At 64.2% G+C, this 26,336-nt stretch carries 21 protein-coding genes and 1 pseudogene; 16 read left to right on the top strand and 6 right to left on the bottom strand.

Annotation, left to right across the window (positions count from 1 at the left end):
• Nucleotides 1-85: 85 nt before the first annotated feature.
• Genes ACFFDA_RS02735 through ACFFDA_RS02725 form a run of 3 tightly spaced genes read left to right on the top strand, consistent with a single transcriptional unit; the run spans nt 86 to nt 2,459 of the window.
• Nucleotides 86-1,279, top strand: a complete 1,194-nt coding sequence (locus ACFFDA_RS02735) for an LLM class flavin-dependent oxidoreductase (RefSeq protein WP_404478063.1) — start codon at nt 86-88, stop codon at nt 1,277-1,279.
• Nucleotides 1,280-1,299: 20 nt separating this feature from the next.
• Nucleotides 1,300-2,142: a phytanoyl-CoA dioxygenase family protein gene (locus ACFFDA_RS02730; RefSeq protein ID WP_404478062.1), complete on the top strand. Its 843-nt coding sequence runs from the start codon at nt 1,300-1,302 to the stop codon at nt 2,140-2,142.
• Nucleotides 2,139-2,459 (top strand): VOC family protein, encoded by a 321-nt coding sequence (locus ACFFDA_RS02725; protein WP_404478061.1) that lies wholly within the window; start codon nt 2,139-2,141, stop codon nt 2,457-2,459. The genes ACFFDA_RS02730 and ACFFDA_RS02725 overlap by 4 nt, the downstream gene beginning before the upstream one ends.
• Before the next feature lie 10 nt (nt 2,460-2,469).
• Here the strand turns inward: ACFFDA_RS02725 and ACFFDA_RS02720 are convergent, their stop codons facing one another.
• Nucleotides 2,470-3,369 (bottom strand): LysR family transcriptional regulator, encoded by a 900-nt coding sequence (locus ACFFDA_RS02720; protein WP_404478060.1) that lies wholly within the window; start codon nt 3,367-3,369, stop codon nt 2,470-2,472.
• 171 nt (nt 3,370-3,540) lie between these two features.
• On the opposite strand from ACFFDA_RS02720, the gene ACFFDA_RS02715 reads away from it, so the two are divergent.
• From ACFFDA_RS02715 to ACFFDA_RS02695, 5 genes are all read left to right on the top strand, one after another.
• Entirely contained in the window at nt 3,541-5,988 is a 2,448-nt protein-coding gene (locus ACFFDA_RS02715) for a TonB-dependent receptor (protein WP_404478059.1), read from the top strand.
• Nucleotides 5,989-6,099: 111 nt separating this feature from the next.
• Nucleotides 6,100-7,008, top strand: a complete 909-nt coding sequence (locus ACFFDA_RS02710) for a VOC family protein (protein WP_404478058.1) — start codon at nt 6,100-6,102, stop codon at nt 7,006-7,008.
• Entirely contained in the window at nt 6,962-8,125 is a 1,164-nt protein-coding gene (locus ACFFDA_RS02705; protein WP_404478057.1) for an FAD-dependent oxidoreductase, read from the top strand. The genes ACFFDA_RS02710 and ACFFDA_RS02705 overlap by 47 nt, the downstream gene beginning before the upstream one ends.
• Before the next feature lie 17 nt (nt 8,126-8,142).
• Entirely contained in the window at nt 8,143-8,445 is a 303-nt protein-coding gene (locus ACFFDA_RS02700) for a hypothetical protein (RefSeq protein ID WP_404478055.1), read from the top strand.
• A 13-nt stretch (nt 8,446-8,458) separates the two neighbouring features.
• Nucleotides 8,459-9,418, top strand: coding sequence for a fumarylacetoacetate hydrolase family protein (locus ACFFDA_RS02695; RefSeq protein WP_404478054.1), 960 nt, complete (start codon nt 8,459-8,461; stop codon nt 9,416-9,418).
• Here ACFFDA_RS02695 and ACFFDA_RS02690 read toward each other — a convergent pair.
• Nucleotides 9,415-10,050, bottom strand: a complete 636-nt coding sequence (locus ACFFDA_RS02690) for a TetR/AcrR family transcriptional regulator (protein WP_404478053.1) — start codon at nt 10,048-10,050, stop codon at nt 9,415-9,417. The two genes, ACFFDA_RS02695 and ACFFDA_RS02690, sit on opposite strands and share 4 nt — an antisense overlap.
• Before the next feature lie 153 nt (nt 10,051-10,203).
• Here ACFFDA_RS02690 and ACFFDA_RS02685 point away from each other — a divergent pair, with 153 nt between their 5' ends.
• The 4 genes from ACFFDA_RS02685 to ACFFDA_RS02670 are packed head-to-tail and all read left to right on the top strand — an operon-like array spanning nt 10,204 to nt 14,805.
• Nucleotides 10,204-11,190, top strand: a complete 987-nt coding sequence (locus tag ACFFDA_RS02685) for an MBL fold metallo-hydrolase (protein ID WP_404478052.1) — start codon at nt 10,204-10,206, stop codon at nt 11,188-11,190.
• Entirely contained in the window at nt 11,180-12,451 is a 1,272-nt protein-coding gene (locus tag ACFFDA_RS02680; RefSeq protein WP_404478051.1) for a fumarylacetoacetate hydrolase family protein, read from the top strand. Before ACFFDA_RS02685 ends, ACFFDA_RS02680 begins: the two co-directional genes overlap by 11 nt.
• Nucleotides 12,448-13,503 carry an amidohydrolase family protein gene (locus ACFFDA_RS02675; RefSeq protein ID WP_404478050.1) on the top strand — a complete coding sequence of 352 codons (1,056 nt, stop codon included), beginning with the start codon at nt 12,448-12,450 and terminating at the stop codon, nt 13,501-13,503. Before ACFFDA_RS02680 ends, ACFFDA_RS02675 begins: the two co-directional genes overlap by 4 nt.
• A gap of 27 nt (nt 13,504-13,530) precedes the next feature.
• Entirely contained in the window at nt 13,531-14,805 is a 1,275-nt protein-coding gene (locus tag ACFFDA_RS02670) for a spinster family MFS transporter (RefSeq protein WP_404478049.1), read from the top strand.
• A gap of 124 nt (nt 14,806-14,929) precedes the next feature.
• Here ACFFDA_RS02670 and ACFFDA_RS02665 read toward each other — a convergent pair.
• Nucleotides 14,930-15,466 (bottom strand): annotated as a pseudogene (locus tag ACFFDA_RS02665) (DDE-type integrase/transposase/recombinase); the annotation flags it as partial.
• 356 nt (nt 15,467-15,822) lie between these two features.
• Between ACFFDA_RS02665 and ACFFDA_RS02660 the strand changes: the two are divergent.
• From ACFFDA_RS02660 to ACFFDA_RS02650, 3 genes are all read left to right on the top strand, one after another.
• Nucleotides 15,823-16,935, top strand: coding sequence for a hypothetical protein (locus ACFFDA_RS02660; RefSeq protein WP_404478048.1), 1,113 nt, complete (start codon nt 15,823-15,825; stop codon nt 16,933-16,935).
• 64 nt (nt 16,936-16,999) lie between these two features.
• Nucleotides 17,000-19,351, top strand: coding sequence for a TonB-dependent receptor (locus ACFFDA_RS02655; RefSeq protein ID WP_404478047.1), 2,352 nt, complete (start codon nt 17,000-17,002; stop codon nt 19,349-19,351).
• A gap of 59 nt (nt 19,352-19,410) precedes the next feature.
• Nucleotides 19,411-20,163: an SDR family NAD(P)-dependent oxidoreductase gene (locus ACFFDA_RS02650; protein ID WP_404478046.1), complete on the top strand. Its 753-nt coding sequence runs from the start codon at nt 19,411-19,413 to the stop codon at nt 20,161-20,163.
• 33 nt (nt 20,164-20,196) lie between these two features.
• On the opposite strand, the gene ACFFDA_RS02645 is transcribed toward ACFFDA_RS02650, so the two are convergent.
• Genes ACFFDA_RS02645 through ACFFDA_RS02635 form a run of 3 tightly spaced genes read right to left on the bottom strand, consistent with a single transcriptional unit; the run spans nt 20,197 to nt 24,794 of the window.
• Entirely contained in the window at nt 20,197-20,973 is a 777-nt protein-coding gene (locus ACFFDA_RS02645) for an SDR family oxidoreductase (protein WP_404478045.1), read from the bottom strand.
• Nucleotides 20,970-22,424: an aldehyde dehydrogenase family protein gene (locus ACFFDA_RS02640; protein WP_404478044.1), complete on the bottom strand. Its 1,455-nt coding sequence runs from the start codon at nt 22,422-22,424 to the stop codon at nt 20,970-20,972. The genes ACFFDA_RS02645 and ACFFDA_RS02640 overlap by 4 nt, the downstream gene beginning before the upstream one ends.
• Nucleotides 22,425-22,481: 57 nt before the next feature.
• The gene (locus tag ACFFDA_RS02635; RefSeq protein WP_404478043.1) at nt 22,482-24,794 is read right to left on the bottom strand and encodes a TonB-dependent receptor; all 2,313 of its coding nucleotides are present in this window, start codon (nt 24,792-24,794) and stop codon (nt 22,482-22,484) included.
• A 313-nt stretch (nt 24,795-25,107) separates the two neighbouring features.
• Here ACFFDA_RS02635 and ACFFDA_RS02630 point away from each other — a divergent pair, with 313 nt between their 5' ends.
• A complete protein-coding gene (locus ACFFDA_RS02630; RefSeq protein ID WP_404478042.1) occupies nt 25,108-26,322 on the top strand; it encodes a hypothetical protein in 1,215 nt (404 codons plus the stop codon).
• The last annotated feature ends 14 nt before the right edge of the window (nt 26,323-26,336 follow it).

The following is a 26,336-nucleotide window of genomic DNA, read 5'->3' as shown; positions in this document are numbered from 1 at the left end:
GCTTATACGGGCATAGCCCATTGCAATTTGTGACGATCCCCGGTCCGCCGCATCAGGCGACAAACGACCGTGGAGACGACCCCCGATGTATGTTGCGATTTTCCTTGGACCCTTTGCCCGCGGCCCCCGCGACGATCGCGCGCTGATCGACTATTCGCTGAGGCAGGCGGTGGAAGCGGCCGAGGCGGGCTTTGCCACCATCAGCTTCGGCGAGCAGCATTTCAACAATTACGAGCCTTACTGCAATCCGTTCCTGATGGGCGCGCAACTCGCGGGGAAGCTGAAAGACAGCTATTTCGCGACCACCGTCGTGCCGCTGCCCTATCATAACCCGATCCGTCTGGCCGAGGACATCAACGTGCTGGACCAGTTGCTGGGCGGCAAACTGATCGTCGGCATGAGCGCGGGCCGGGTCGGCTTTTCGCCGGATTTCGAAAATTTCGGGCTGGACCCCAAGGAGCAGCGCGCGATCTTCGCCGAGAAGTTCGCCGCGCTGGAAACGCTGTGGGCGCATGATCCGGCAAAGGGACCGCTCAGCCTTGACGGACGATGGGTCAAGGGCGGGGTGCATGGCCGCGTCATGCCGATCAGCTATCGCGCGCCAAAGCCGCTGGTGGCGATCGGCAGCAATACCGAAGCGACGGTGCGCAAGGCGGGCGTCGACGGGCATGTCATGTTCCTGGGACCCTGCTCGATCGCGGAGGCGGCCCAGAAATATGCCACTTATCGCGCGGGGCTGGACGAGGGCGGCTGGGACGATGCCTACAAGGCGCACCATATCGCCCATTCGATGGTACATCACCAGACTGTCGTCGCCGACACCGACGACGAGGCCTGGGCCATCGTCGAGGCCCGGATGGCGTTCAATCCGATGATGGACCGGTCCGGCGATCCGCGCACCCTGCGGCAGATGTGGGACGACGGCATTTCAGGTAAGGCCGGGCTGACCGAGCAGGAAGCGAAGAACAGCCACGCGGCGCTTGGCTGGTACATGGTCGGATCGCCGGACACGCTGGTCGACCTGTTCCACCAGCATGCAGACGCCGGGATCGAACAGGTCCACACCCGCTTCAATGCCGGCATGTGGGCGCCGGAATTCTGGGACCGGTCCTTCCGCCTTTTCGTCGATGAAGTCATGCCGCGGATCGACGCCAAGAGCTTCGCGCCGCCGCAGGGGGACGCAATCCAGCAAGCCGTGCGCGAAGGTCCGCTGCCGCCCATGCCGGGACCGGGCGTGGGGCAGGTGGCAACCGCGGACATGGCGCCGGCGAAAGCCTGAGCGCGAAAGGGAGAGAGCAGATGACGCAACTGGTTTCGGGACTCGTAACCGAGCAGGATCTGGCGGACTATGATCGCGACGGCGCCATCATGGTGCGCGGCGCTGTGAGCGCTGCGTGGATCGAACGACTGCGCGCCGACATTCCGCGCGCGATAGAGGGCATGCTCAGGATGCGCGAGGCGATGGGCCGGCCCCGGCCGGAAGGTCCCGCGCATCATGACGTGCTGATGCTGTTCAAGCGCGATCCGCTGTGGCGCGCCTTTGCGCTGGAGAGCGGCCTGGCGTTGCTGGCGGCGGACGTGATGCAATCGTCGAAGGTGATCGTGTTCGGCGATCATCTGCTGGTCAAGGAGCCGGGCACCCAGAATACGACGCCCTGGCATCACGACCTGCCCTACTGGCCGATCCGGGGGCCGCGCATGGCGTCGATCTGGGTTGCGCTCGACAGCGTCCGGTTGGAGACGGGAGCGCTCGAATATATCGCGGGCAGCCACAAATGGGGCCGCTGGTTCAAGCCGGTCGACTTCATGGGCAAGGCCGAGATACCCGGTGCGGACCTCGAAACCATTCCTGATTTCGATGCCGAGCGGGCGCAGCACCGGATCATCAGTTGGGATCTGGAGCCGGGTGACGTCCTGGTCCATCATCCGCTGGTTGTGCATGGCGCGGGCGCCAACAGCCGCACCGATCGTGCGCGGCGGGCGATCTCGATCCGCTATGTGGGCGACGAGACGCGCTTTGTCGGATCGTCGCTGATGGGCGGCAACGAGGGTCCGTTCGCTCTGCCGTTGCAGCCGGGCGACCCGGTCGAGAAGGACGATGTCCACCCCACGGCCTGGGTGCGCGACGGAGCCGACGCGTGACGATCGACCGGCTTGCCACTGTGCTGCAGGTGGACGACCTGCGCGATGCGGTCGCGGCGTGGCGACAGGTGTTGGGCGTCGAGCCGAGCTTCGTCGATGGGGACCGCTGGGCGCAGTTCGATGTGGGGACGGCGCGTCTGGCCCTGGCAGGGTGTGACCGGATCGATGCGCCGGGCGTGATGCTCAAGGTGGGCGACCTCGACGCCGAACATGCGCGGCTGGCAGAGGCAGCCCCCATCGCGCGCGGTGCGCATGAACGCCGATTCCGGCTGGCGATGCCGTCCGGTGCCGTCGCGATCTTCTACCAGCCCCTGTAGTGGCACGGGATCACAGCCCATGTGCGGCTTCCTTCAGATGGGTGAGCAGCCACTGGATCACAGGTTCGTCGGAGCGATAGTCCTGCCACTGGGCGACGAAGGGAATGACCGGCATCTCGACCGGCGCGGCGACGACCCGCACCGGCATCGTCCGCGCGCACAGATGGGCAAAGCGAGTGAGCGTGGTGACGATGAGGTCTGTGCCGACGATCATATGCGGCAGGGCCGAATAGACGCTGGCGCGCACGGCGATGTTGCGCTGCAGGTTGAGCCGATGCAGCGCGGCGCCCACCGGGTGGGCGAGGCGTTCGGTCGTATGGAACATGGCCGCATGGCGGCCGCCGAAATATTGCGCTTCGCTGAGCGTTTCGCCGACCTGCGCATTGCCGTCCCACAGCATGCAGCTGATCGTCTCGTCGAACAGATGCAGGGAAGGATAGTCGGGCAGCGAGAAAGCCGCCGACACGATGGCCACGTCGATATTCTCGCGGAATACCATGTCGACCGGCTGGTAGGTGAAGGGTGTCGAGATGACGTCCACATGGGGCGCCTGCTGCGCGATGCTGGCGGTGACGCGGCTGAGGTAGATCAGTTCGACGACGTCGGCGGTCGTTACCCGGATGGTGCGCGCATCGACCGCAGGATCGAATGCGAGCGACAGGCCGAGTGTTTCGCGGGCGGCCTGGAGCACCTGGCGGATGCGAGGCTTCAGCGCGATGGCCTTGGCCGTGAAACGGGTCTGCCCATTCTGGTACACGACCAGCTCATCCTCGAAATAGGCGCGCAGCTTCTTGAGCGAGACGCTCATCGCGGGCTGGGTCAGATGCACGTTTCGCGCGGCTTCGGTGAGCGTGTCGGCATGCAGGATCGCGTCGAGCGCGAAGAAGAGATTGAGGTTGAAACGGTCCACTCCCGGCCTTTCCGGCGATGCTTCGCCTGTTGCGCGTGCCGTTTCCGGACCCTGCCGACCGGTCTTTCGAACGCATGTTGAAACGCGAGTAGTCATATCACCGGATTTAATTCATACCATCAGGAATTAATGGCCAAAGAGCCTAGAGGCAATGGAATTGGGGAGGATTGGATGAAGCGCACTATCCTTGCGTCCGCGTCGTTTCTGACGCTCGCGATCTCGGCTCATGCGACGGCACAGACAGGCCAGGCGGACATCCAGCCACCGGCGCGCATCGACGGGCTGGAGGAGATCGTCGTCACCGCGCAACGTATCGCGGAAAGCGCGCAGCGCACCCCCATCGCCATCGACGTCATCAAGCCGGAGGAACTGACCCGCCAGGGCGTGACGCGCGCAGAGGACTTGTCGCGCACGTCGCCGGCCCTGTCGGCCGCCAATGGCGGTGGCGCAAACACCGTGTTCTTCGTGCGCGGAGTCGGCAATTTCACCGTCAACGCCTATTCGGACTCGGCGGTCGCCTTCAACTATGACGGCGTCTATATCGGCCGCCCGACGTCGACTTCCGGCACTTTCTACGACTTGGAGCGCGTCGAGGTGCTCAAGGGGCCGCAGGGCACGCTGTACGGCCGCAATGCCACGGGCGGCGCGATCAACGTCATCCCCCGGCGGCCCGAACCCGGCGTGCTGGGAGCCGAGTTCATGGCGAGCTATGGCAGCTATGACCAGATCATCGCCCAGGGCGCGCTCAACCTGCCGATCGGCGATCGCGGCGCGGCGCGCTTTTCAGGGTCCTATGCCAAGCGTGACGGCTACAACAGCGACGGCACCGGCGATCAGGATGAATATGCATTTCGCGGCCAGCTTTATGCGGATTTGACCGACACGCTGAACGTCCGCGTTGCCGCCGATACCTCGCATCAGGGCGGCGCGGGCGGCGGCGCCTTCTACATAGGCCAATATAATCCTACCTTCGGGCCGAGCGGCATCACCGGCTATAGTTTCACGCCGTCGGGTTTCAGCCCCAGCGACGGGTTGCACGACGTGCGGTCGGAAAATTATCTGGCATCGCGGTTCGTGGGCCAGGCCGGCCGGGCGGGCGAGCGGCTCGACAGCTATCCTTACAACGACAGCACCTTCTGGGGCGTGACGACCGAGATCAACTGGGAGACGGACGCCGGCACGCTCACCGTGCAGCCCGCCTATCGCGAGGCGAGCCTGGACTTCTCCTTCACCAACGCCGGGATGCGTAGCGGGCGGACTAGGGAGGATGACCAGCAGTTCAGCGTCGAGGCGCGCTGGGCAGGCAAGATCGGCCCGTCGATCGACTATCTGCTCGGCGGCATGTATTTCGACGAGGATATCAAGGGACGCAATGTCCAGTTCAGCCAGTTCGTGCTTACGCCCTTCCAGACCTTCACCACCAACACCGACAGCTATGCCCTGTTCGGCAAGCTGGGCGTCGCGCCGGTCGAGGGGCTCACCCTGACGGCAGCGGGGCGCTACACGTGGGACAAGAAGCGGTTCAACGGCCTGTCCGACACCTATATCCTTTTCTGCGGCAATCCGGCGCCGCCGCCGCAGGATTTCTGCCCGACCCTGCCGTTCATGCCCCTGGTGGACAATGCGGCGCAGCTGCGCGCCTTCTATGCGGCACGGGGAATCCCGACGAGCAACATTCCGCTCTACGTGCTGCCGGGCTTCGTGCCTGGAACGCCCTTCGTGCTCAACGCGCCGATCCCGATCAACGATCGGATCAACAATTCCAAATTCACCTATCGGCTAGCCGCCCAATATGACTTCACGCCGCACAACATGGTCTATGCCAGTTTCGAGACCGGCTATCATTCGGGCGGCTTCTCCTTCGCGCGGGGCTTGTCGAGCTATAGTCCCGAAACGATCGAAGCCTATACGATCGGCACGAAGAACCGCTTCTGGGGCAACCGTTTGCAGGTGAATGTCGAAGGCTTCCTGTGGAAATATCACGACCAGCAATATAGCCAGTTCGGCTTTGACCTGGGGACGCCGCCGGCCACCGTATTCCTGACCCGCAACATCGGGGAAAGCACGATCAAGGGTGTGGACGTGGACGTCGAATTTCTGGCCACGCCGACCACGCTGTTGGCGGCGAGCGTGCAATATCTGCCCACCAAATATGACAGCTTCGTCTTTTTCACCCCCAACCAGGGCACCCCGCCCAACACCGGCTGTCCCTTCACACCGACCACCCAGGTCATCAACGGCACGACCGTGTCGGTCTTTGCCGTCGACTGCTCAGGCAAGCCGGCCTTCAACTCGCCGAAGTGGTCCTTCAATCTGCAAGGGCAGCAGACCATCCCGCTGGGGGACAACAAGATCGTGCTGCAGGCCGGCACGCGCTATCGCAGCGAAGCGGTCGCGCTGCCCGACTATCTGCCGTACGGCAACGCCAGGGGATCGTTCGTGTCGAGCGCGTCGGTCACCTTTTCTACCGGGAGCGGCTGGTACGTCACCGGCTTCGTCAACAATATCGAGGGCAATCGCCGCCTCTCCTTCGCCACGAACAACAACAGCGCGGCGGTCGTCGTCGGCAATGCCGAGGAGCCGCGCACCTACGGCATCCGCGTGGGCGGCAGCTTCTGAAGAGGGACGGCCGGCGCCCTGTGTCGGCCGCATTTTTACGCGGCCATCCTTGTAATTCCTTTATGTAGGAATTAAAGTCGAAGCCAAGATGATTCTGATGGGAGAGGCTCGATGCCTGCGGCGGTAACTGACCTTCATTATGTGGCGCTGGCCGTGCCCGACCTGGCGGCCGAGCGCAGCTTTTTCGGCGAAACCTGGGGCCTGGTGGAAGTCGGCGAGGCGGACGGCAAGGTGTATTTCGCCGCCGAACAGTCCGAACATCCCTTCGTCATCCGACTGCGGCAGGATGAGGAGAAGAAGACCGACCTGATCGGCTATTCGGCGGCATCCAGGGCTGACGTCGATGCGATCTTCGCACAGGCGGTGGCGGCGGGCGCGAAGGTGATTGCAGAGCCGGGGCCGGCGGAAGGGCCGCAGGGCGGCTATGCGGCGCGCATCTTCGACCCCGACGGGCGCGCGATTGAGGTGATCTGCGATACCAACCGCCGGATCGCGCGCCGGTTGGGGAAGGGGGAGGCGATCCCAACCGGACTGAGCCATGTCGTGCTCCATTCGCCCGACGTCGCGAAGCTGGCGCAATGGTATGAGGATGTGCTGGGTTTTCGCCTGTCCGATTGGATCGGGCAGTTCATGGTCTTCCTGCGCTGTAACCCGGCGCATCATCGCCTTGCCATTCTGCCGGGGCGGCCGGCGCTCAACCATGTGGCCTTCGACGTCAGCTCGATCGACGAACTGATGCGGGGCCTCGCCCGGATGACCGAGAAGGGCGTGAAGCTGCAATGGGGGCCGGGCCGGCATACGGCGGGCAACAACACCTTCAGCTATTATCTGACGCCGAACGGCAACGCGGTGGAATATACGTCGGACCTGGAAGAGGTGGACGAGGCGAGCTGGCAGCCGCAGGTCTATGAATTCTCGCCCAGCATCACCGATCAGTGGGGTACGGGGCGGATCATAACCGGCAACGTGCCCCATGTCGCGCTCGATGCGGACAAGGGCCTCTGGCAGGTACCGGCCTGAGATGATCGCCAACGCACTTATCGTGGGGGGCGGAATCGGCGGCATGTCGGCGGCGATCGCGCTTCGCCGCCGCGGCGTGGCGGTGACGCTGATCGATAGCGACCCCCACTGGCGCGTCTATGGCGCGGGGATCAGCCTGACCGGCATATCGCTGCGCGCCTTCGCCGATCTGGGCATTTTCGAGGAGGTGTGCCGGCGCGGCTACGTGTCGGCGGGGATGCGTGGCCGCAATGTCGCGGGGGAGGAGGTGATGAGCCTGCCCGTGCCGGACGAGCCTGCGCCGATCGACAGCGGCGGCGGGATCATGCGGCCGGTGCTGCACGACATCCTGTCCACCCGGGTGCGGCAGTGCGGGACGGACATCCGGCTGGGTGTGAAGGTCGACACGCTGGCGCAGGATGGCGATGGCGTGGACGTGGCCTTCAGTGACGGCCGGTCCGGCCGCTACGATCTCGTCGTGGGCGCGGACGGCATCTTCTCGCAAATCCGCGGGATGCTTTTTCCCGATGCGGCCAGGCCGCAATTTACCGGACAGGGATGCTGGCGTGTCGTCGGGCCGCGCCCGGCAGGAGTGGACCGTGCGGAGATGTACTTCGGCGGGCCGGTGAAGCTGGGCTTCAATCCGGTCAGCCAGGACGAGATGTATATGTTCATCCTGGAGCATGTGCCCGGCAATCCGCGCTTTGCGGAGGATGCGAAGCTGGCGCACCTGAAAGCGCTGATGGCGCCGTTCGGCGGCGACGCGGCGGCGCTGCGTGACAGCCTGACTGCGCAGACCGAGATCAACTACCGACCGCTCGAATGGCTGCTGATGCCCGATCCCTGGTTCAAGGGGCGCGTCGTTATCATCGGCGACGCAGCGCATGCGACGACGCCGCACATGGCGTCCGGCGCGGGGATCGCGGCGGAGGACGGGCTGGTGCTGGCCGAGGAACTGGCCGCCCATGCCGATGTCGGCGATGCGCTTAGGGCCTTCATGGCCCGACGTTTCGAGCGGGCGCGATTGGTGGTCGAACGCTCGGTCGCGATAGGCGATGTCGAGATGGCAGGTGGGAACCCGACCGAAGCCAATATGATGATCGGCCAATCGCTGCACGAGCTGCGCACGCCTTACTAGAAAGAATGGAGACGGACATGGCACGATTTGACGGGGTCTGGGATACGGTCACGAAAACGCCGATGGGGGACCAGGTGGCGCAGCTCACGATCAGCACCGAGGGCGGCACGCTGACGGGGACGAGCAGCAATGCGACGGGGGCGATGGCGCTGGAGGACGGCAAGGTCGACGGCGACCGGGCGACCTGGACCATGAAAATGACGACGCCCTTCCCGATGACGCTGGAGGCGGACGTGACGATCGACGGCGATACGTTGTCCGGCGGGGTGAAGGCCGGCATGTTCGGCACGTCGCCGATCACCGGCACGCGCAAATCCTGACGCGGCTGTCCCGATGACCAGCTTCGGCCTTGCCACGGCGGCGTTCGACGGCGCCGCCCCCGTCGCCGCGATCGTGATCGGCAACCGGATCGCGCCGCTGGCGGGCGGCGCGTCCCTGCTTGCGATCCTCGACGACTGGGATGCCGCCCTGCCGGCGATCGAGGCGGCGGCGAGCGATCCAGCACTGCTGGAGAAGGCGGTGCCGCTGTCGTCGGTGCGACTGGAGGCGCCCTATCGGCCGCGCCAGGTCTTCTGCACCGGCGCCAATTACAAGAAGCATGTCATCGGCCTCATCATGGGCGATCCGTCGATGCGCGGGCCGGATGACGACGCGGCGACCGACGAGGAACGCTACGCTCGCGCCACCAGGATGATGGACGACCGGGCGAAGAATGCGCTGCCCTACGTGTTCCTGAAGCTGCCCAGCTGCGTGGTCGGGCCGCAGGACGACGTCATCCTGCCGCGCAACGTCCAGAAGCCCGACTGGGAGCTGGAACTGGGCGTCGTCATCGGCAAGCCGACCCGGCATGTCGCGGCGGCGGACGCGATGTCGCATGTGGCGGGCTATGTCGTCGTCAACGACGTGACCGCACGCGAGCATGTCTTTCGCCGGGACGGATCGGCGATCGGCGCGGACTGGCTATCAGGCAAATGCTTCCCGACCTTCCTGCCATTCGGGCCGATGATCGTGCCCCGGCGGTTCGTGGCCGATCCGTATGATCTGACCATCAGCCTGTCGGTGAACGGTAAGCTCTACCAGAATGAGACCACTGCCGACATGATGCAGGGGATCGAGCAGCAGATCGCCTATCTCTCCGACCGGGTGGAACTGCTGCCCGGCGACCTGATCTGCACAGGATCGCCTTATGGCAATGGATCGGCCTTTGGCGTGTTCCTGCAACCGGGTGATCTGATGGAGGGGACGATCACGGGCCTGGGCATGCAGCGCAATCGCTGCGTGGCAGAGAGCTAACGCTTCTTGAGGCCGTTCATCAGCATGTCGACCACGAACGCCTCGTAGTCGCGGGCTAGCTGGTCGATGTCGGCGCCTTCGGGCGCGAGCATTTCGACCAGGGGCTGGGCGGAGGCGAAGAAATCGGCGATGCCGACGACGGCCAGGTGCAGGAAGAGCGGGTCGGCGGGCGCGATGCTTTCGCCGCCGTCGCGCTTCATCAGCTCGGCGTAGAAATCGACCGCGCCCTGGTTCATCGCACGGGTCTGCGCTCGCGCCTGCGGGTGCTTGGGGTCGGCCAGTTCGTCGATCATCAGCCGCTGCATATGCTTGGCCGATCGCGTGAACCGGAAGGTGCCGTGGATATGGTCGGTCAGCGTCGCCAGCCGATCCGGGGATTCGGGGAATTCACGCGGCAGGCCCGTGGCGATGCGCGCGACGACGGCCTGCAGCAGCGACGTACGGTCGCCGAAATAATAGCGGACGAGCGCCGGATCGGTCCCGGCCTCCCGCGCGATGGAGGAGATGGTCACTTTCCCGGGCGGCAGGTCGCGCAGCAGCCTGGTCGCCGCGTCCAGCAGAGCGTCGCGGCCGACGCTGCTTTCCCCGTCGACGGGCCGTCCCTGGCCTCTCTTCTTGCGTGCTCCGGTCATGGCGTTCCTGTTCAAACCCCCGCAAAAACAGCTCTTCGACGTTTTTGTCCGGCGCCGCAAGACGCCAGATGAACCAATATTCCTGAATATAGGAATTGCGTTCATTGGCGGGCGCGCTAGAAGCAGAGGAAATAGGGAAATAGGGAGGAGCGGATGGCGAACTGGCCTTTTACCCAGGGCATTCACGAGATCGGCAATGGCCTCTATGGCTATGTCCAGCCCGACGGGACGTGGGGCTGGTCCAATGCCGGCCTGATCGAATCGGACGGGCGCACGCTGCTGGTCGATACGCTGATGAGCGTGGCGCTGACCCGCGAGATGCTGGACACCTTCCGCGCGCGGGTGCCGGCTGCTGCCCGGATCGACCAGTTGGTCAACACCCACGCCAATCCCGATCATTTCTTCGGCAACCAGCTGCTGAAGGACAGCGAGATCATCGCCACGGCGACGACCGCGCACGACATGGCCGGCTTCGATCCCAAGCTGCTTTCGGGCCTGCGTGACAATTATCGCAATATGGGTGACGCGGGCGAGTTCCTGTACGAGACGATGGGCCGCAAGTTCGACTTTTCCGAGGTCGAGGTGACGGTGCCCAACCGCACCTTCGAAGAGTCGCTGACCCTGCAGGTGGGGTCCAAGGAGGTCCGGCTGGTCGAGGTCGGGCCGGCGCATACCGCGTCCGACATATTGGTGCATGTGCCGGGTGACCGGACCGTGTTCACCGGCGACATACTCTTCAACGAAGGCACGCCGATCATGTGGGCCGGGCCGATCGGCAACTGGATCGCGGCGTGCGACCATATCGACGGCCTCGATGTTGATCTGGTCGTGCCTGGGCATGGGCCAATCACCGACAAGACGGCGGTCCGCAACCTCAAGGCCTATTTCGAATATATCAGGGACGAGGCGCGGGTGCGCTACGATGCGGGTGTTGGGTGGGAGGAAGCCGCACGCGACATCAACCTGCGCGAGTTTCGCGGCTGGAGCGACCCGGAGCGGATCGTCGCCAATGTCTTCTCGCTCTATCGCCAGTTCGGCGCCGCCTTCACACCGGAGGATGGTCGCGACCTGTTCGGTGCGATGGGGCGATACCACAAGGCAATTTGCAACCGCGGCGAGGCGTGCGGCCATGCCCATTGAGCTGAACGCCACGCATGATCCCGCACGGCGCAGCTGGGTCGAGAGCGCGTGCGGTGATACCGATTTCCCGATCCAGAACCTGCCCTTCGGCCGCTTTTCGGTGGGGGAAGGAACCCCGCGCATCGGCGTGGCGCTGGGCGACCGGATCATCGACCTCGCGCGATTGGCGGAGGCAGGCCTGCTGCCCGCGGTCCCGGACATGGCGGCGCTGATGGCGATGTCTGCGGCGGCGCTGTCGGCCCTGCGGGCGACATTGTCCGACCTGTTCCGGGAAGGCGGCACAGGGGAACGGTCCGCGCTGGAGGCGGCGCTGGTGCCGATGGCGGAGGCGACCCTGCACCTCCCGGTAAAGCCCTGCGCCTTCACCGATTTCTGTGCCTCGGCCGACCATATCCGGCGCATGGGCGCGGCGAGCGGTGCGCCACCTCGGGTCGCCTGGTTCGCGCTGCCGGTAGCCTATAACGGCCGGGCGAGTTCGGTCGCGATCAGCGGCACACCCGTGGTGCGGCCCAAGGGGCAATATGAACTGCCGCCGGGCAGCGCCAACATCCACTACGGCCCGGAGCCGATGCTGGATTTCGAGCTGGAATTCGGACTGTGGCTGCGCGGCGGTACGGCGCTGGGCCAGACGGTGTCGGTTGCGCAGGCGGAGGAACTGATGTTCGGCTGCTGCCTGGTCAATGACTGGTCGGCGCGCGGCATCCAGTTTTTCGAGATGCTGCTGGGGCCGCATCTGGGCAAGAGCTTCCTCACCACCATATCACCCTGGATCGTGACGATGGAGGCGCTGGCGCCGTTCCGGGTGGCGGCGCGCGGACGGACGGCGGAGGAGCCAGCGGTGCCTGCCTATCTGCTCGATGCGGCGGACCGGGCAATGGGGGCGGTTCGGGTCGAGCTGACGGCCGACCTCGGCAATTCGGCCGGTTCCTCCAAGCGGATCGTGCGGACACAATTGTCCGACCTGCTCTGGACCATGGCGCAGATGGTGACGCATCAGGCGTCCGGTGGCGCCCCGCTGGAGGCGGGCGATCTGATAGCCACCGGCACGGTGTCCGGCCCTGCCGAGGACGCCAGGGCGTGCATGGCGGAGATCACGGCGCGCGGGGCGACCCCGGTCCTGCTGCCCGATGGCAGTAAACGCGTGATGCTGGAGGATGGCGACACGCTGACGATCCGGGGGCGGGCGACGGCGGACGGCCATGTGCCGATCGGCTTCGGCGCGTGCAGCGGCACCATCCATCCGGCGAGGGACTGGGCATGACGGGCGAGATCAGCACATGCGGGGAGCGCCGGCCGATCCACGTCGCGGCGCGCGGGCGGCATCTGGTCGTGGATATCCACGCGCATCTCGGCGTGCCCGCGGCGGTGGCGGCGGTGGGGCCGCACAATGCCGGGCCGCCGCCCGCGCTGGCGCAATTCTCCAGCCCGCTGACCGATGCGGTCAACGGCCGGCAGTTCGCGCAGATCGGTCCTGCGCTGACCGGGGTCGAGCAGCGGCTGGTCGACATGGACCGGCTGGGCGTGGACGTGCAGGCGCTTTCGCCCAATCCCGGCCAATATTATTATCATCTGGATGCGGAGATCGCGCTGGCGGGATCGCGCGTCATCAACGAAACGATCGCGCAAGCCGTGGCGGGGCATCCCGATCGTTTCGTCGGGATGGGCACGGTGCCGCTCCAGAACGCCGAACTGGCAGTGGCGGAAATGAAGCGGTGCGTAGGGGAACTCGACCTGCGCGGCATCGAGGTCAGCTCGAACGTCAATGGCCGTGATCTGCATGATGCGGCCCTGCGCCCCTTCTGGGCGGCCGCCGAGGAGCTGGGCATCCTCATCTTCATCCACCCGCTGGGCTTCACCCAGGCCGACCGGATGAGCGACTATTATTTCAACAATCTGATCGGCAATCCGCTGGAGAGCACATTGGCGATCGGGCATCTGATCTTCGGCGGGGTGCTGGACCGGCATCCCGGTCTCAAGATCTGCGTCGCGCACGGCGGGGGCTATATCCCCGGCTACTGGGGGCGGATGGACCATGGCTGGCGCGCGCGCGCCGACTGTTCGGAACATTGCCGGCACGAACCATCCTCCTATCTGAGGCGGCTGTGGCTGGACACGCTGGTGTTCGATCAGGACCAGCTCGACAGCCTGGTTCGTACCCATGGCGCCGACCGGCTCTGCCTGGGCACCGACTATCCGTTCGACATGGCCGAACCCGACCCTCTGGGCTTCCATGCGCGGTTGGGCGAAGCGGAGAAGGCGCGAATTCTGGGGCTCAACGCGGCGGACCTGCTGGGCCTGACGACGGGCGGCTGATGGTCGATAAACAGGGGAGGATGACGCATGACGGTGGGCGAGGCGCGATTGCGCGCGGAAGCGCGATGGGGTCCGGCCTGGGGGCTGGCAGTGCTGTTCCTGGCCAATGTGCTGAACCTGGCAGACCGGACGCTGCTCGGCATCGTGACGGACCCGGTGAAGGCGGATCTGCGGCTGACCGACACGCAGATCAGCATCGTGGCCGGCTTCGCCTTCGTCGCCTTCAACCTGATCGTCGGCATCTTCATCGCCGGCTGGGTGGACAAGGGCAACCGCAAGGCCATCCTGCTAGGCAGCGTGATATTATGGTCGTCCGCGACCGCCGGGACGGGGCTGGCGCAGGATTTCTGGTCGCTCGCGCTTGCGCGCATATTGGTGGGGGTAGGGGAGGCCACGGCCTTTCCGGTGGCGCTGTCGATGATCGCGGACCTGTTCATCGTGCCGCGGCGGCCGCGCGCGGTCGCGATCTTCCAGACCAGCAATTTCGTGGGCGTCGTGCTTGGGTCGGTGGCGGCTGGCATGCTGGCGGCGGCGCATGGCTGGCGGTGGATGTTCTATCTGTGCGGCGCGGCGGGGGCGGTGGTGTTCCTGGTGATCCTGATCGGGCTGCGCGAACCGGCGCGCGGGCAGCATGACGCGGTGCGAACGCCGGCCCCGGGCACGTTGTGGGAATCGTTGAAGGCGACGGGCCGGGTGCCGGGCTTCGCCTGGCTGGCCATGGGCTATGCGATGTCGGGCATGGCGGTGGCGATCCTCCCAGTCTGGGCGCCGGCTTTCCTGTTGCGCAGCCATGGCGTCGCTCTGGCCGACGTCGGCAAGGTCATCGGCCCGGCGGTCGGCATCGGCGGGCTGGCGGGGACGATCCTGTCGGGCATGGTCGCCACCTGGGTTGTGCGCCGCACGGGGCGGCAGGCGTCGAGCCTGCTGGTGCCGCTGGTCGCACTGCCCCTGGCAGCCCCGCTCTACGCGCTGTTCCTTTTCGCGCCCTCGCTTGGGCTGACGATGACGGCCGTGGGATTGATGAATTTCCTGTTGGCCAGTTCGCTGGGGCCGTGCGTCGCCCTGTCGATCGGCATCGTGGCGCCGGGGATGCGCGGCGTGGCTTCCACGCTGATGCTGGCGATGCAGGGAATCATCGGCGCCGCGCTGGCACCCTTCCTCGTCGGCGTCGTGAGCGATGTGCTGGCGCCGGCGTTCGGCGCGGAATCGCTGCGCTATGCGATGATGATGATGATCGTAGCTCCGCTGCTGGCGAGCGGGATGCTGTTCCTGGCCTGGCGGCGCGTAGCCGACGACGGGTGAGGGATCGGCGGTCACTGCCAGAGTCCCGGAATCCTCCACCCCGAACGGTCGCTTCGGCATGGAAACTCCAGCACGTCCCGGATGGAAGTCCGTCATCGCCCATTGAGCAGACCCTAGTTTTCTGGACGCCTTCTGATTTCAAAATCTGCTGCCGTTCGAACTGTGCGGGTGGGAGCATCATGTTCCTGCGGTGTTTGCGGACCGGGTCGTAGAACCTGCCGCGCCGGCTCATCGAATGCCAGAGATCGTGGGCTCGGATGAAGACCGCCTAGCCCATGCTGGTGAGCTGGGAACCTTGATTCGAATGGATCAGCACCCGCTGTTTCGGCTTGCGCCGCACTACTGGCATGCGCAGCGTCTGCAGCAGCGCATCGGTGATCTGCCTGCTCTGCATCGACCAGCTCACCACGCAGCGGCGGGAATAGAGATCGATCACGACAGCCAGACAGGCCAAGCCCTCAAGGGGCGGATGTTGGAGATGTCCGTCACCCAAGCCCGATGGGGAGCTGCGACGTCGAACTGACGATCCAGAGTGTTATCGACCGCCCGGGACGGCTTGCCGCCATCGGCTCCCCGGCCGGCGCCTGTAGCCGATCTGCGCCTTGATACCTGCCGGCCTGGTCAGTCGGGCAAAGCGGTTCGGACAGCAAGCCTTGCCCACCGAATCATACCGCGGGAAGCCCGGAGAATTTGGCGGGATCTATCGTATTCGGAAAAGTCCTATCCGGACTACAGCTCAAAATTTTGTATTTTGAACAGCCGGTTAGAACCAGAGATCGTGCAGATGGAAGAAAACTATATACAGATAAACTAAATACCAATAAGTTTTAAGCCGGAGCTGCCCAAGGGGCGGACCGGCACCATAGATGCCCGACATCATTGATCGGGCTGGAGAGAGGACCCCGAATGCTGAGAGACACGGCTTTGTCGTTCGTTTCGCGCCGCACGATGCTAGCAGGCGGATCTACGCTGCTGCTGGCCGGGACGGGCGCGGGTCGACTGTTCGCGGACGATGCGATGGCGGCGGTCGCCACGCAGACTCCGGCGCCGGGCAAAGTCGACCAGAGCGTGCTGTTCCAGATGGTGTCGCAACCCATCAAGCTTTCGGATGAAGGCGCGAACACCCGCGGCCGCGAGCAGATGGAGACGTTCAACGACAGCGGCTTCATGATCCGCGCGCGAGCGGAGACCGGCGAAGACATCCAGCTTTGGACATTCCTTTACCAACAGCGTTCTAGCGAAGTCATCATCAACGGCGATTTATGCCAGACGTGCCTGATCGTCAGCGATTTTCCGGCTGACGAGCAGACGACGATGCATGACACACCGTTTCTCAACAAGGGGCAGAGCGTCGAGGACTATTACAAGCCCGGGGATCTCAAGATCATCGAAACGCCCTCGAAGGTGACGTGGGCCCTGGGCGGGCGCGAGATAATCGCCACCAAGGACCTCTGGGAAATCAAGGGGACGCACAACGGGGTTCGGACCGACCTGCGAGCCAAGCCGCTCGGACCGGGCTTCTTCCACGTCGGCACCTTCGAGAAGCTGGGCAAGCAGGGGGCCGCCGGATACCAGGCGCACATGGCCGTCGAAGGCGAGATCGAGGCGAAGGGGAAAGTCTACAAGATTACCGGGTACGCGGTCCATGAACGTATCTACATCGCCTTCCCGACCATTCCCCCGCGCCTCGAAAAGAATCGTGGAGGCGGGTCCAACTGGCTGCACTGCTTCGGCCCTGAGTTCAGCTTCTACATCCTGAACGCGTCGGTCGGCGGGCATGCGACGGCGATGGTGCAGGCCGGGGGTAAGCATTATCTCGCTGGTGGAGATGCCAACATCCGTACTACGGCCACGGAATACTGGATCGACCCGAAGAGCGCCCAGCGGGTTCCATGCAAGTGGGACATCTGGATCAAGACGTCCGACGGAAGCGAGATGAAGGCGACCGCAGTGGCCAATGGCCGCAGCTATTACTACTGGCTCCGTCGCGGAGGACTGCTGACCGTTCATCAGTTCAAGGGCGCCAGCGAGGCGACGTTCACGATGTCCGACGGCAAAGTGCTTCGCTCGAAGCAGTTCTTTCACAACGAATTCATGCGGACATTCTACGAACAAGTCACCGGGGACTGACGATCTGCTTGGACGTCGCGCGCTCAGGAGGGTGGCGGCGATATAGGGAAAAGGGGGAGAGACGATGAATATTCGCGTGGTACTGGCCTGCGGCGCAGGGTTGATGAGTTTGACCGCGGTGCCCTCACAGGCACAGGCACAGGCACAGGCACAGGACGGGGCGCAAACTGAAAACGATGCGGCCCGGCACCACCCTCAGGCGGCCGGTACGGGGGACATCATCGTTACCGCGCGCCGGGTAGCGGAAAAGCTCCAGGATATCCCGCTGGCCGTCACTGCCCTGAGCGGCGAAGCGCTGGCCGCGCAGGGCGTCCGGCAACTTACCGATCTCAGCGCGACGGTGCCCAACCTCAACATCGTGGGCGCAAACGCGGATGCACAGACGCTGCTGGTGACGATCCGCGGCCAGAACGCGGCGAATTCGATCCTGACGACCGACAACTCGGTAGGCCTCTATATCGATGGCGTGAACGTGCCGCGCACGTACGGTTTGCGGGCCGGACTGGTGGACATGCAGCGCGTCGAAGTGCTGCGCGGCCCGCAGGGCACGCTCTATGGCCGCAACACCACGGGCGGTGCGATCAGCTTCATCACCAAGGACCCGAATGACGACCTGGGAGGACAGGTCCAGGCGACGCTCGGCAACTACGACCTTCGCGGCATTACCGGCATCCTCAATGTGCCAGTGGCGGACGGAGTGGGAGCGCGCTTCGTCGCGGTCCGTGCCAAGCGCGATGGCTTCGGCAGGTCTCCGGTAACCGACAGGCAGCTGATGAGCGACGATTCGACCTATCTGCGTGGCAAGCTCAAGGTCGACAAGGGCGATTTCACGGTATCGCTCACGGGAGATTACCAGCGCAACAATGCCGGCGGCCTGATGTCCAAGCTTACGGGCCTCACGGCATCGACGACGTCTTCGATTATCCGCGAGGCAGCGGCCGAAACCTTCGGGACTTCGACGCCGAACGCGACGCAGCTCGCCGCGGCACGCACCATTCTGGAATCCTACATCAAGCGCGGACCGTTCCGAACTAGCTACGGATACGGAAACAGCATCTTCGGAGCCAACTCTTCGGGAGTGGACCGTCGGCCCGCCTCGCGCAGCAAGACCTGGAGCGCGGCGCTCAACATGGACTATAACTTGTCGGACGCCCTTACCTTGCGGTCGATTACTGGGTATCGGAACGTCAAGAAGTTCTCCACAAACGATTACGATGGAACGCCATTCATCGTGAACAGCTCTCAACTGTCAACTAAGGATGACTTCTTCAGCGAGGAATTGCAGCTGTTGGGTAAGACGGGCAGCTTGAATTACGTCGCCGGTCTGTTCTATAGCTATGAAGACGGAACCGAAAAGCAGGAGGCAACAAGCCTTTACTACCTCAACAATCGTTCTCTCACCGTCTTCGACGGAGACATAACGTCTAAGAGCTATGCCATCTTCGGCCAGGCTAACTGGAATTTCGCCCCGGGCTTCTCGCTGACGGTGGGTGCGCGATACACGAAGGAAGTGCGCGAATTCCTCAACCGGAACCGGCTCATCTCCGGTGCAGGCGTGGTCACGTATCTTCCGCCTGCCCTCAACGCCGACGGGACACCGGGCAAGTTCTACGAAAATACCTTCAAGAAGCCCACCTGGCTGGCGTCACTGGATTACAAAATTTCCGACGACGTCCTAGTATACGGGAAGATCACAAGAGGATTTCGCGGCGGCGGGCAGCAGCAGCGTTCGACCACGCTCATCAATGCGGTCCCCTTCGGACCCGAGATCATCACCGAATACGAGATCGGCCTGAAGTCGCAGTTCTTCGATCGCAGGCTGACGCTTAACTTGGCAGGATTCTACGACGACTACACCGATATCCAGCGCACGCTCCTGTTCGCGACCGACTTCGGAACCGGCACGCTGCTGACCAATGCCAGCAAGGCGCGCCTGATGGGCTTCGAAGGTGAGGCGACCTTGCGGGTCACCGACGAACTGACCCTGCGGGCAAGCGTCGGGACGTTCGATCCCAAGTATAAGGACTATGTCGACGCCGCCAACGTGGATCACTCGAACGAGCCGTGGCCGGCGCCGACGACGAACTATCAGCTGGGCGCGGAAGTACGCAAACCCGTCGGGATCGGAGAGTTCACGGCAAACGTGAACTGGAGCTGGCAAAGCGATTTCAACACCTATCCCAGCGCGGCGCTATCCGACCAGGTAACCCAGAAGGGGTACGGGTTGCTGAGCGGAAAGTTTGGGCTCAGCATCGATGCCTGGAATGCCGACATCTCGGTGTTCGGCCGCAACCTTCTTGCCAAGAAGTACTACAACGCCGGCGTGAGCCTGGAGGCGCTCGGTTTCAACACACTTGCCGCGGGCGATCCGCGCACGTTCGGCGTGCTGTTCATCAAGCGGTTCGGCGGCGAATAGTCGCCGTGCCGCGGGTCGGCTCACGCGAAACCGGAGCGGCCTGGCCAAGGAGATCCAATATGGCGCAGCTTACACTGGCGGGGAAGGTGGCGGTCGTCACCGGAGGATCGCGCGGCATCGGCGCGGCCATTGTGCGCCGCCTTGCGAGCGAGGGCGCACAGGTCGCGTTCAGCTATTCGAACTCGCCGGAAGCGGCTGAGCAGGTCGAGCGAGCCTGCATCGAGAACGGCGGTTCGGCAAAGGCGTTCCGGGCCGACCAAGGGAGTGCCGAGGAGGCGGGCACGTTCGCACGCATTGCCGGAGAGCATTTCGGCGGTGTCGACATCCTGGTGAATTCGGCCGGGATCTACGCTCCCGGCAGTTTCGATGACTCGGATTTCGACCTTGCCGCATTCGAGCGCATGATGCTGGTGAACGTGCAAGGTGTCGTATGGACAGTGCTGGGCGTCGCGCCGATGCTGCGCGACGGGGGCAGGATCATAACCGTGGGGACCAGCGGCGTACACATGGGCCGCTTCATCGGCTCGGCTGGCTATGTCGGGGCCAAATCGGCGCTGACCGGGTTCACACGTGGTTGGGCGCGGGACTTCGGGCCGCGCGGCATCACCGCCAACATCATCCAGCCGGGGCCCATCGACACCGACATGAACCCCGAAGGCACCCGCTTCTCGGCAACGCTGATCCGTACGACCTGCTTGGCGCGCTACGGCAAAGTGGACGAAGTGGCAGGAGTCGTGTCGTTCCTGGCCGGGCCGGATGCGGCCTACGTCACCGGCGTTTCGCTGTTGGTGGACGGTGGCCAGTGCGCGTGAACGCGCGGCCCGGCGCGGAAAGAAAAGTCGCGCTCAAGGCCGGATGATCCAGCCTCCGTCGACGTGCAGGACCTGTCCCTGTATCCAGCTTCCGGCATCGCTGCACAGCAGGAGCAGCGGGCCGACGAGGTCGTCCGGCTGGCCGTCGACACGCATCGCCACCGTTCTTTCCAACATCTGGCGGATCGGGGATTCCTGCGGTGTCAGCTTCCTGCCGGCGTCGCTGTTTGTGATTCCCGGCGCGATGGCGTTGACGTTGATGTTGCGGGAGCCAAGCTCGTAGGCGAGCGCCGTGGTCAGACCCACCAGCGCCAACTTGCTAATGCCGTAAAGGCCCATCGGCGGGAAAGCACCTCCCGAAACCTGGTTGACGATCTTGCCGCCCCCGCGCTCCACCATCATGGGGACGACCGCCTGACAACAGTTCAGGGCACCCGTCAGGTTGACTTGCAGGACCTTGTCCCAGTCTTCGAGCGGGCAGTCCATCAAGGGACGGCGCGTGATTTCGGCCATCATCGCCGCATTGTTGACCAGGATGTCCACGCCACCCCAGGCATCGCGGGCAAAGCCGGCCATAGCCCGAACGGACGCGGGGTCGGCGATGTCCACGCGCACTGCGCGGGCCTCGCTGCCGCGCGAAGCGATCTCGTCGACGACGGCCTGGGCGCCGTCCAGGTCGAGGTCGGCCACCAGGACGCTTGCCCCGGCTGCAGCAAGGGCCAGGGCATAGGCGCGGCCGATAGAGTTGCCCCGCCCGCCGGCGCCGGTGACGATCGCGACCTTGTCGGCCAGCGTGTGGGCCACGCTCATGCGACCACGACCGTCTTGTAGCGGAGGAATTCGTCGAGGCCGGCGCGGCCGCCTTCCTTCCCGTACCCGCTCAGGCCGAGTCCTCCAAATGGCATGTAGGGCGCGGTCTGCGGCGCGCCATTGACGTAGACGCCGCCGGCCTTGAGGCGTTCGGCGATGCGATGGACGCGGGCGATGTCGTTGGATTGGATATAGGCGGCCAGTCCGTAAGGCGTCCGGTTAGCAAGTTCGACGCCGTGATCGTCGTCGTCGAACGGCATGCAGATGACGACCGGCCCGAAGATTTCAGTCTGGGCGATCTCGCTGTCGGGGTCGACGTCGACGATGATGGTCGGCTCGATGAAGTTGCCGCCAGCCAGATCGCCGCCGCAACGCTTGCCTCCAAGGACGATCCGTCCGGTGTTCCCTTCCCGAACCCGATCGAGCATCGTCATTACCCGGTCGCACGCCTGGGCACTGACGAGGGGGCCGACTTTCACGTCTTCGTCGAACGGGTCGCCCACCTTGTAGCTTTTGGTGATCTCGATCATCCGTTCGATCACCAGATCGTAGATGCTGCGATGGACGATAAGACGGGTCGGTAGGGCGCAACCCTGGCCGGCGAGGATCGCGAAAGTCCAGGCGGCGGCGCGTTGGCACACGGCATCGATGTCGACGTCCGGATAGACGAGGCTGGCGGACTTGCCGCCAAGTTCGAGCACGGCGGGCTTGAGTTGCTCGGCACAGGCGACCAGGATCTTTTTCGCGGCGACCGGGCCGCCCGTAAAGCTGATCTTCTCCACCCGCGGGTCGCGGACCAGGGCCTCGCCAGCCTCGATGCCGCCGGGGAGGATCGACAGCACCCCGTCGGGAATGCCGGCATCCCTGGCCAGGCTCGCGAACAGGTCGGGCGCGAACGGTGTGTTCTCCGCAGGTTTGACCACCACGCAGTTCCCTGCCGCGAGGGCAGGGGCTACTTTCATTCCGAGAGAGATGAGCGGCCCGTTCCAGGTGATGATGATGCCCACGATGCCGATCGGCTCGGGGCTTGAGTAGCTCAGGTGCCCGCGCGTGTGATGCGTGGAAATCAGCTGGCCATCGATCTTGTCAGCCCATCCGGCATAGGTCGCGAACCAGTCACCCGCGCGCTGGGCCATGCGGCGGCCATGGGCGAGGGGCGTGCCGCCATCCCGTGCCGCAAGCCGCGCGAATTCCTCGACGTGGTCCCAGATCAACTGGGCGAAACGCAGCAGGATCTGCCGCCGTTCGTCCGGATTCGTGAAGCGCCAAGCCTCGGCTGCCTGCACGGCGCGGTCCACGGCCTTGCCGACCTCGACCGCGCCAGCGAGCGGAATGGTGCCCTGTGGGATGCCGCTGACCGGGTCATGATGGACGAACACGCCGCCGCTGCCCTCGGACAATGTATCGTGACCGATGCGGATACTGGCGGACAGCGGACGGGAATCGAGCATGGTGGACGCCTCGAACAAGGGTAAATGCGGATGGGTGTGCGAACCGTCGGGGCCGGCCTACATGGCGCCGAAGCGGAACCGGACCTGCACCCCCAGCGTGCGGGGGTCGCCAGCGGCCAGGGTGTTGAAGCCGAGACCTTCGAGACTGACGCCGGCGTTGTAGTATTTCTTGTCGAGAATGTTCCTGCCGAAGATCGATATGTCGGCATTCCAGTCGTCGAGAGCCAGCGCTATCCTGCCGTTCAGCAGCCCGTAGGCCTTTTGGGTCACCTGATCGGTCTTGACCGCGCTGGGATAGGTATTGAAGGCGCTCTGCCAGCTCCAGTTCGCATCGAGGGTGAGGTCGCCCACCCCGGTAGGAAGCACGTAGTTCGCTCCGAGCTGATAGTTCGTCGTCGGTGCCGGCCAGTCCTCGTCGGAATGGTCGACGCCGTTGTCGTCGACATAGCCCTTGTACTTGGCATCGAACGTGCCGACGCTTGCGCGAAGCGTGAATTGCGGCGTGACCTTGAACGTCGCCTCTCCCTCGAAGCCGAGGATGCGCGCCTTGCTCGCATTGGTCAGCGCCGTCGCCGCGCCATAGGGAGTGACGATGAACAGCACGCGCTGGACGTCGCTGTAGTTGTCGTAAAACCCGGCAAGGTTGAGGGTAAGTCGCCGGTCCAACAATTCCGACTTCAGACCGATTTCGTATTCTGTGATGACTTCCGGATCGAACGAGGTCGCAGCCGCCAGGGACGTGGCGCGCTGCTGCTGTCCGCCACCGCGGAAACCCCGTGCGGACTTGGCATAGACCATGACGTCGTCGCTGATCTTGTAGTCGAGCGAGGCGAGCCACGTGAATTTCTTGTAGCTTTCTTCGTATTTCCTGCCCGGCGTACCGTCATCGTTGAGCGCCGGAGGCACGTAGGTGATGGTTCCGCTCGCGCTGACCACCCGGTTGCGGTTGACCAGCTCGCGGACTTCCTTGGTGTATCGACCGCCGAGGGTGAGCGAGAAGCCGGGCGCGAACTTCCAGTTGGCCTGTCCGAATGCGGCGTAGCTCTTCGAGGTCACGTCGCCGTCAAACACGGTACGCGAACGGCTGATGTAGTAGGTCGAGTTCGACTGCTGAACCTCGGTGCCGTCCTCATAGCTGTAGAACAGGCCCCCGACGTAGTTGAACTGGGCATCGCCGCCTAGAAACTGCAGTTCCTGACTGTAGAAGTCATCCTTCGTCTCCAGCTGTGCGCTGTTGATGATGAAGGGCGTTCCGTCGAAGTCTGTCGTGGTGAACTTCTTGACGTTGCGGTACCCGCTGATGGAACGTACGGCGAGATCGTCGGAAAGATCGAACTTCAGATCGAGCGACGCGCTCCAGGTCTTGCTCGTCGACGCAGGCGTCCAGTCCACTCCGCCTGCGTTCTTCGCGAAGATGCTGTTGCCGTAGCTGTAGCTGTCGTGGAACGGGGCTCGCTTGACGTAGGACGACAGGATGTTGCGCGCAGCCGCCAACTGGTCGGCGGTGGGCGAGGTGGTGCCGTAGACTTCGGCCGCCACTTCGCGGATGGCGGGCGAGGTCGCCGCGTCCGTGATGCCGGTGAGCTTGGAGATGAGGCCTCCCGCGTCGTTCTTCTGATAGTCCACCGTCGCCGCCGCCGTGAGCGGGCCGCCGGTATCGGCCTTGATCTTGGCGCGCAGATAGGTGCTGTCGTCGCTCATCAGGTCGTCGCCGGTGTTGGCGGACTTGCCGTAGCCGTCGTGCTGGCTGCGGACCGCCACGAAGCGGGCTCCCACGCCATCGGTGATCGGGACGTTGAGGATGCCGGTCAGGCCCCAGAGGTTGTAGTTGCCGCCGGTCGCCTGGATCGAGGCCCCTAGCTTGTCGTCCGGGTCCTTGGTGATGAAGCTGATCGCGCCGCCGGTCGTGTTGCGGCCGTAAAGCGTACCCTGCGGGCCGCGGAGCACTTCGACCCGGGCGATGTCGACAAGGCCGGCGCGTAGACCATAGGTGCGCGGGACGTTGACGCCATCGATGTACATGCCCACCGAGTTGTCGGTGGTAAGGATGGAGTTGGCGGCGTTCTGGCCGCGGATCGTCACCAGCAGCGTCTGGGCATCGGCATTGGCGCCGACGATGCTGAGGTTGGGGACCGTGGCGCTGAGGTCGGTGATCTGGCGAACGCCCTGTTGCTCGAGCGCGGCCCCCGACACCGCCGAAATCGCGATAGGCACGTCCTGCAGCCGTTCCTCGACCCGCCGTGCCGTGACGATAATGTCGTTGTCGGCCGGAGGCTGCTGGCCTTCGGCATCGGTCGCCTGCGCAGCAAGCGGCCATGCGAGCACGATCAGGCTAGTATGGCACAGCAGCGTCTTCGCCTTGGTAAGCAAAACCTTCTCTCCCTCTCCAGCGCCCGCGCAATCTGCGTCGGCGGGCGGCATATCGTAAACGGTTCAGTCCTGACGCGAGGTTCGATCGGCGCGGCCATCGGACGGCATATGGAAAATCGACCTGGCTATCCCGCACCTCGGGCGGTCAATGACACCGATTGGGATCATAACAGCGATATCGCCGCACGCAATAAAAACTTTATAGCATTCGTTTATCGTTGCCCATTGAATCCTCGTGGATATATAATACCAATCGGTGTCATTAATGCCGGCTTACGGTGAAGCGCCGAGCGCGGGAAAAGAGGAGTGGGAAATGCGTGTTGGTTACGACTTGTTCGGCATGGGCATGAGCCGTCGCGCGACGCTGGGAGGCGGTGGAATGCTGCTGGCCGGGACGATGCTGCCCGGTGTCGGTGCGCTGGCGCGGGAAGGTGCTGAGAAAGGACCCGACGCGGCGAAGTCGTCGGCCGTGCTGTTCCAGATGATCTCGGCGCCGCTGACCCTTGCCTACGAGGGCGCGTTTACCCGGGGACGCGAACAGTTCGAGTTGTTCAATGACACCGGCTTCCTGGTTCGCGCCACGGCCGAGACGGGCGAAGACGTGCAGCTCTGGGTGTTCTTCTACCAGCAGCGCGGGAAGGAAATGGTGATCGATGGCGATCTGACGCAGACCGCGTTGGTCGTCACCGACTTTTCGGGTCCGGACGTCGAGAAAATGCACGATACACCCTTCACGAACAAAGGGCAGAGCGTGGAGGATTATTTCGCCCCCGGGACCATGAAGATCGTCGAAACCCCGACCAGCGTCAGTTGGTCGATCGGCGGGCGTGAAATGCACACCGACGGCAAGACCTGGAGAGTGACCGGCGAGCATGCGGGCGTGAAAACAGATCTGCGCTTCACGCCCCGTGGCCCGGGCTTCTTCCATGTCGGCCGGTTCGAAGATCTGGGGACCCGGCCAGGGGCCGCCGGCTATCAGGCGCACATGAATGCGGAAGGGCTGATCGAATTCCAGGGCAGGGTGCTGAAGGTCAAGGGTTATGCCGTCCACGAGCGTATCATACTCTCGTTCCCGACCCTGCCGCCCCGCCTCGCCAAGAATCGGGGTGCCGGGTCCAACTGGATGCACAGCTTCGGCGACGAGTTCAGCTTCTACATCCTGAACGCGGCCGAAGGCGGGCATGCGACCGGGATGATAAACATGAAAGGCGGGGAGCAGTACCTCGCCGCCGGCATGGAGAACATCGTAGTCGAGCCGATCGACGTCTGGGTGGATCCGCTCACGCTGCAGCAGTTGCCGCGGCAATGGCGCATCGCCATGAAGACGCCGCAAGGCGATTTGCATGCGACCATGTCGGCCAACGGCAGGGGATATTACTACTGGATGCGCGAGGGGGGGCTTATGATCGTCAACCAGTTCGCCGGCGTTTCGGACGCGACGTTCACGCCGAAGGGCGGAAAGGCGATCGTTTCGCGACAACTGGCGCACAACGAGTTCATGCGCACGTTCTACGAACAGCATGCATGATGGCGCCCCAGCGC

Origin of the sequence: Novosphingobium sp. BL-52-GroH, assembly GCF_044813085.1 — a bacterium.
Classification (GTDB): domain Bacteria; phylum Pseudomonadota; class Alphaproteobacteria; order Sphingomonadales; family Sphingomonadaceae; genus Novosphingobium.
This window is presented reverse-complemented; position numbering and strand designations above follow the sequence as displayed.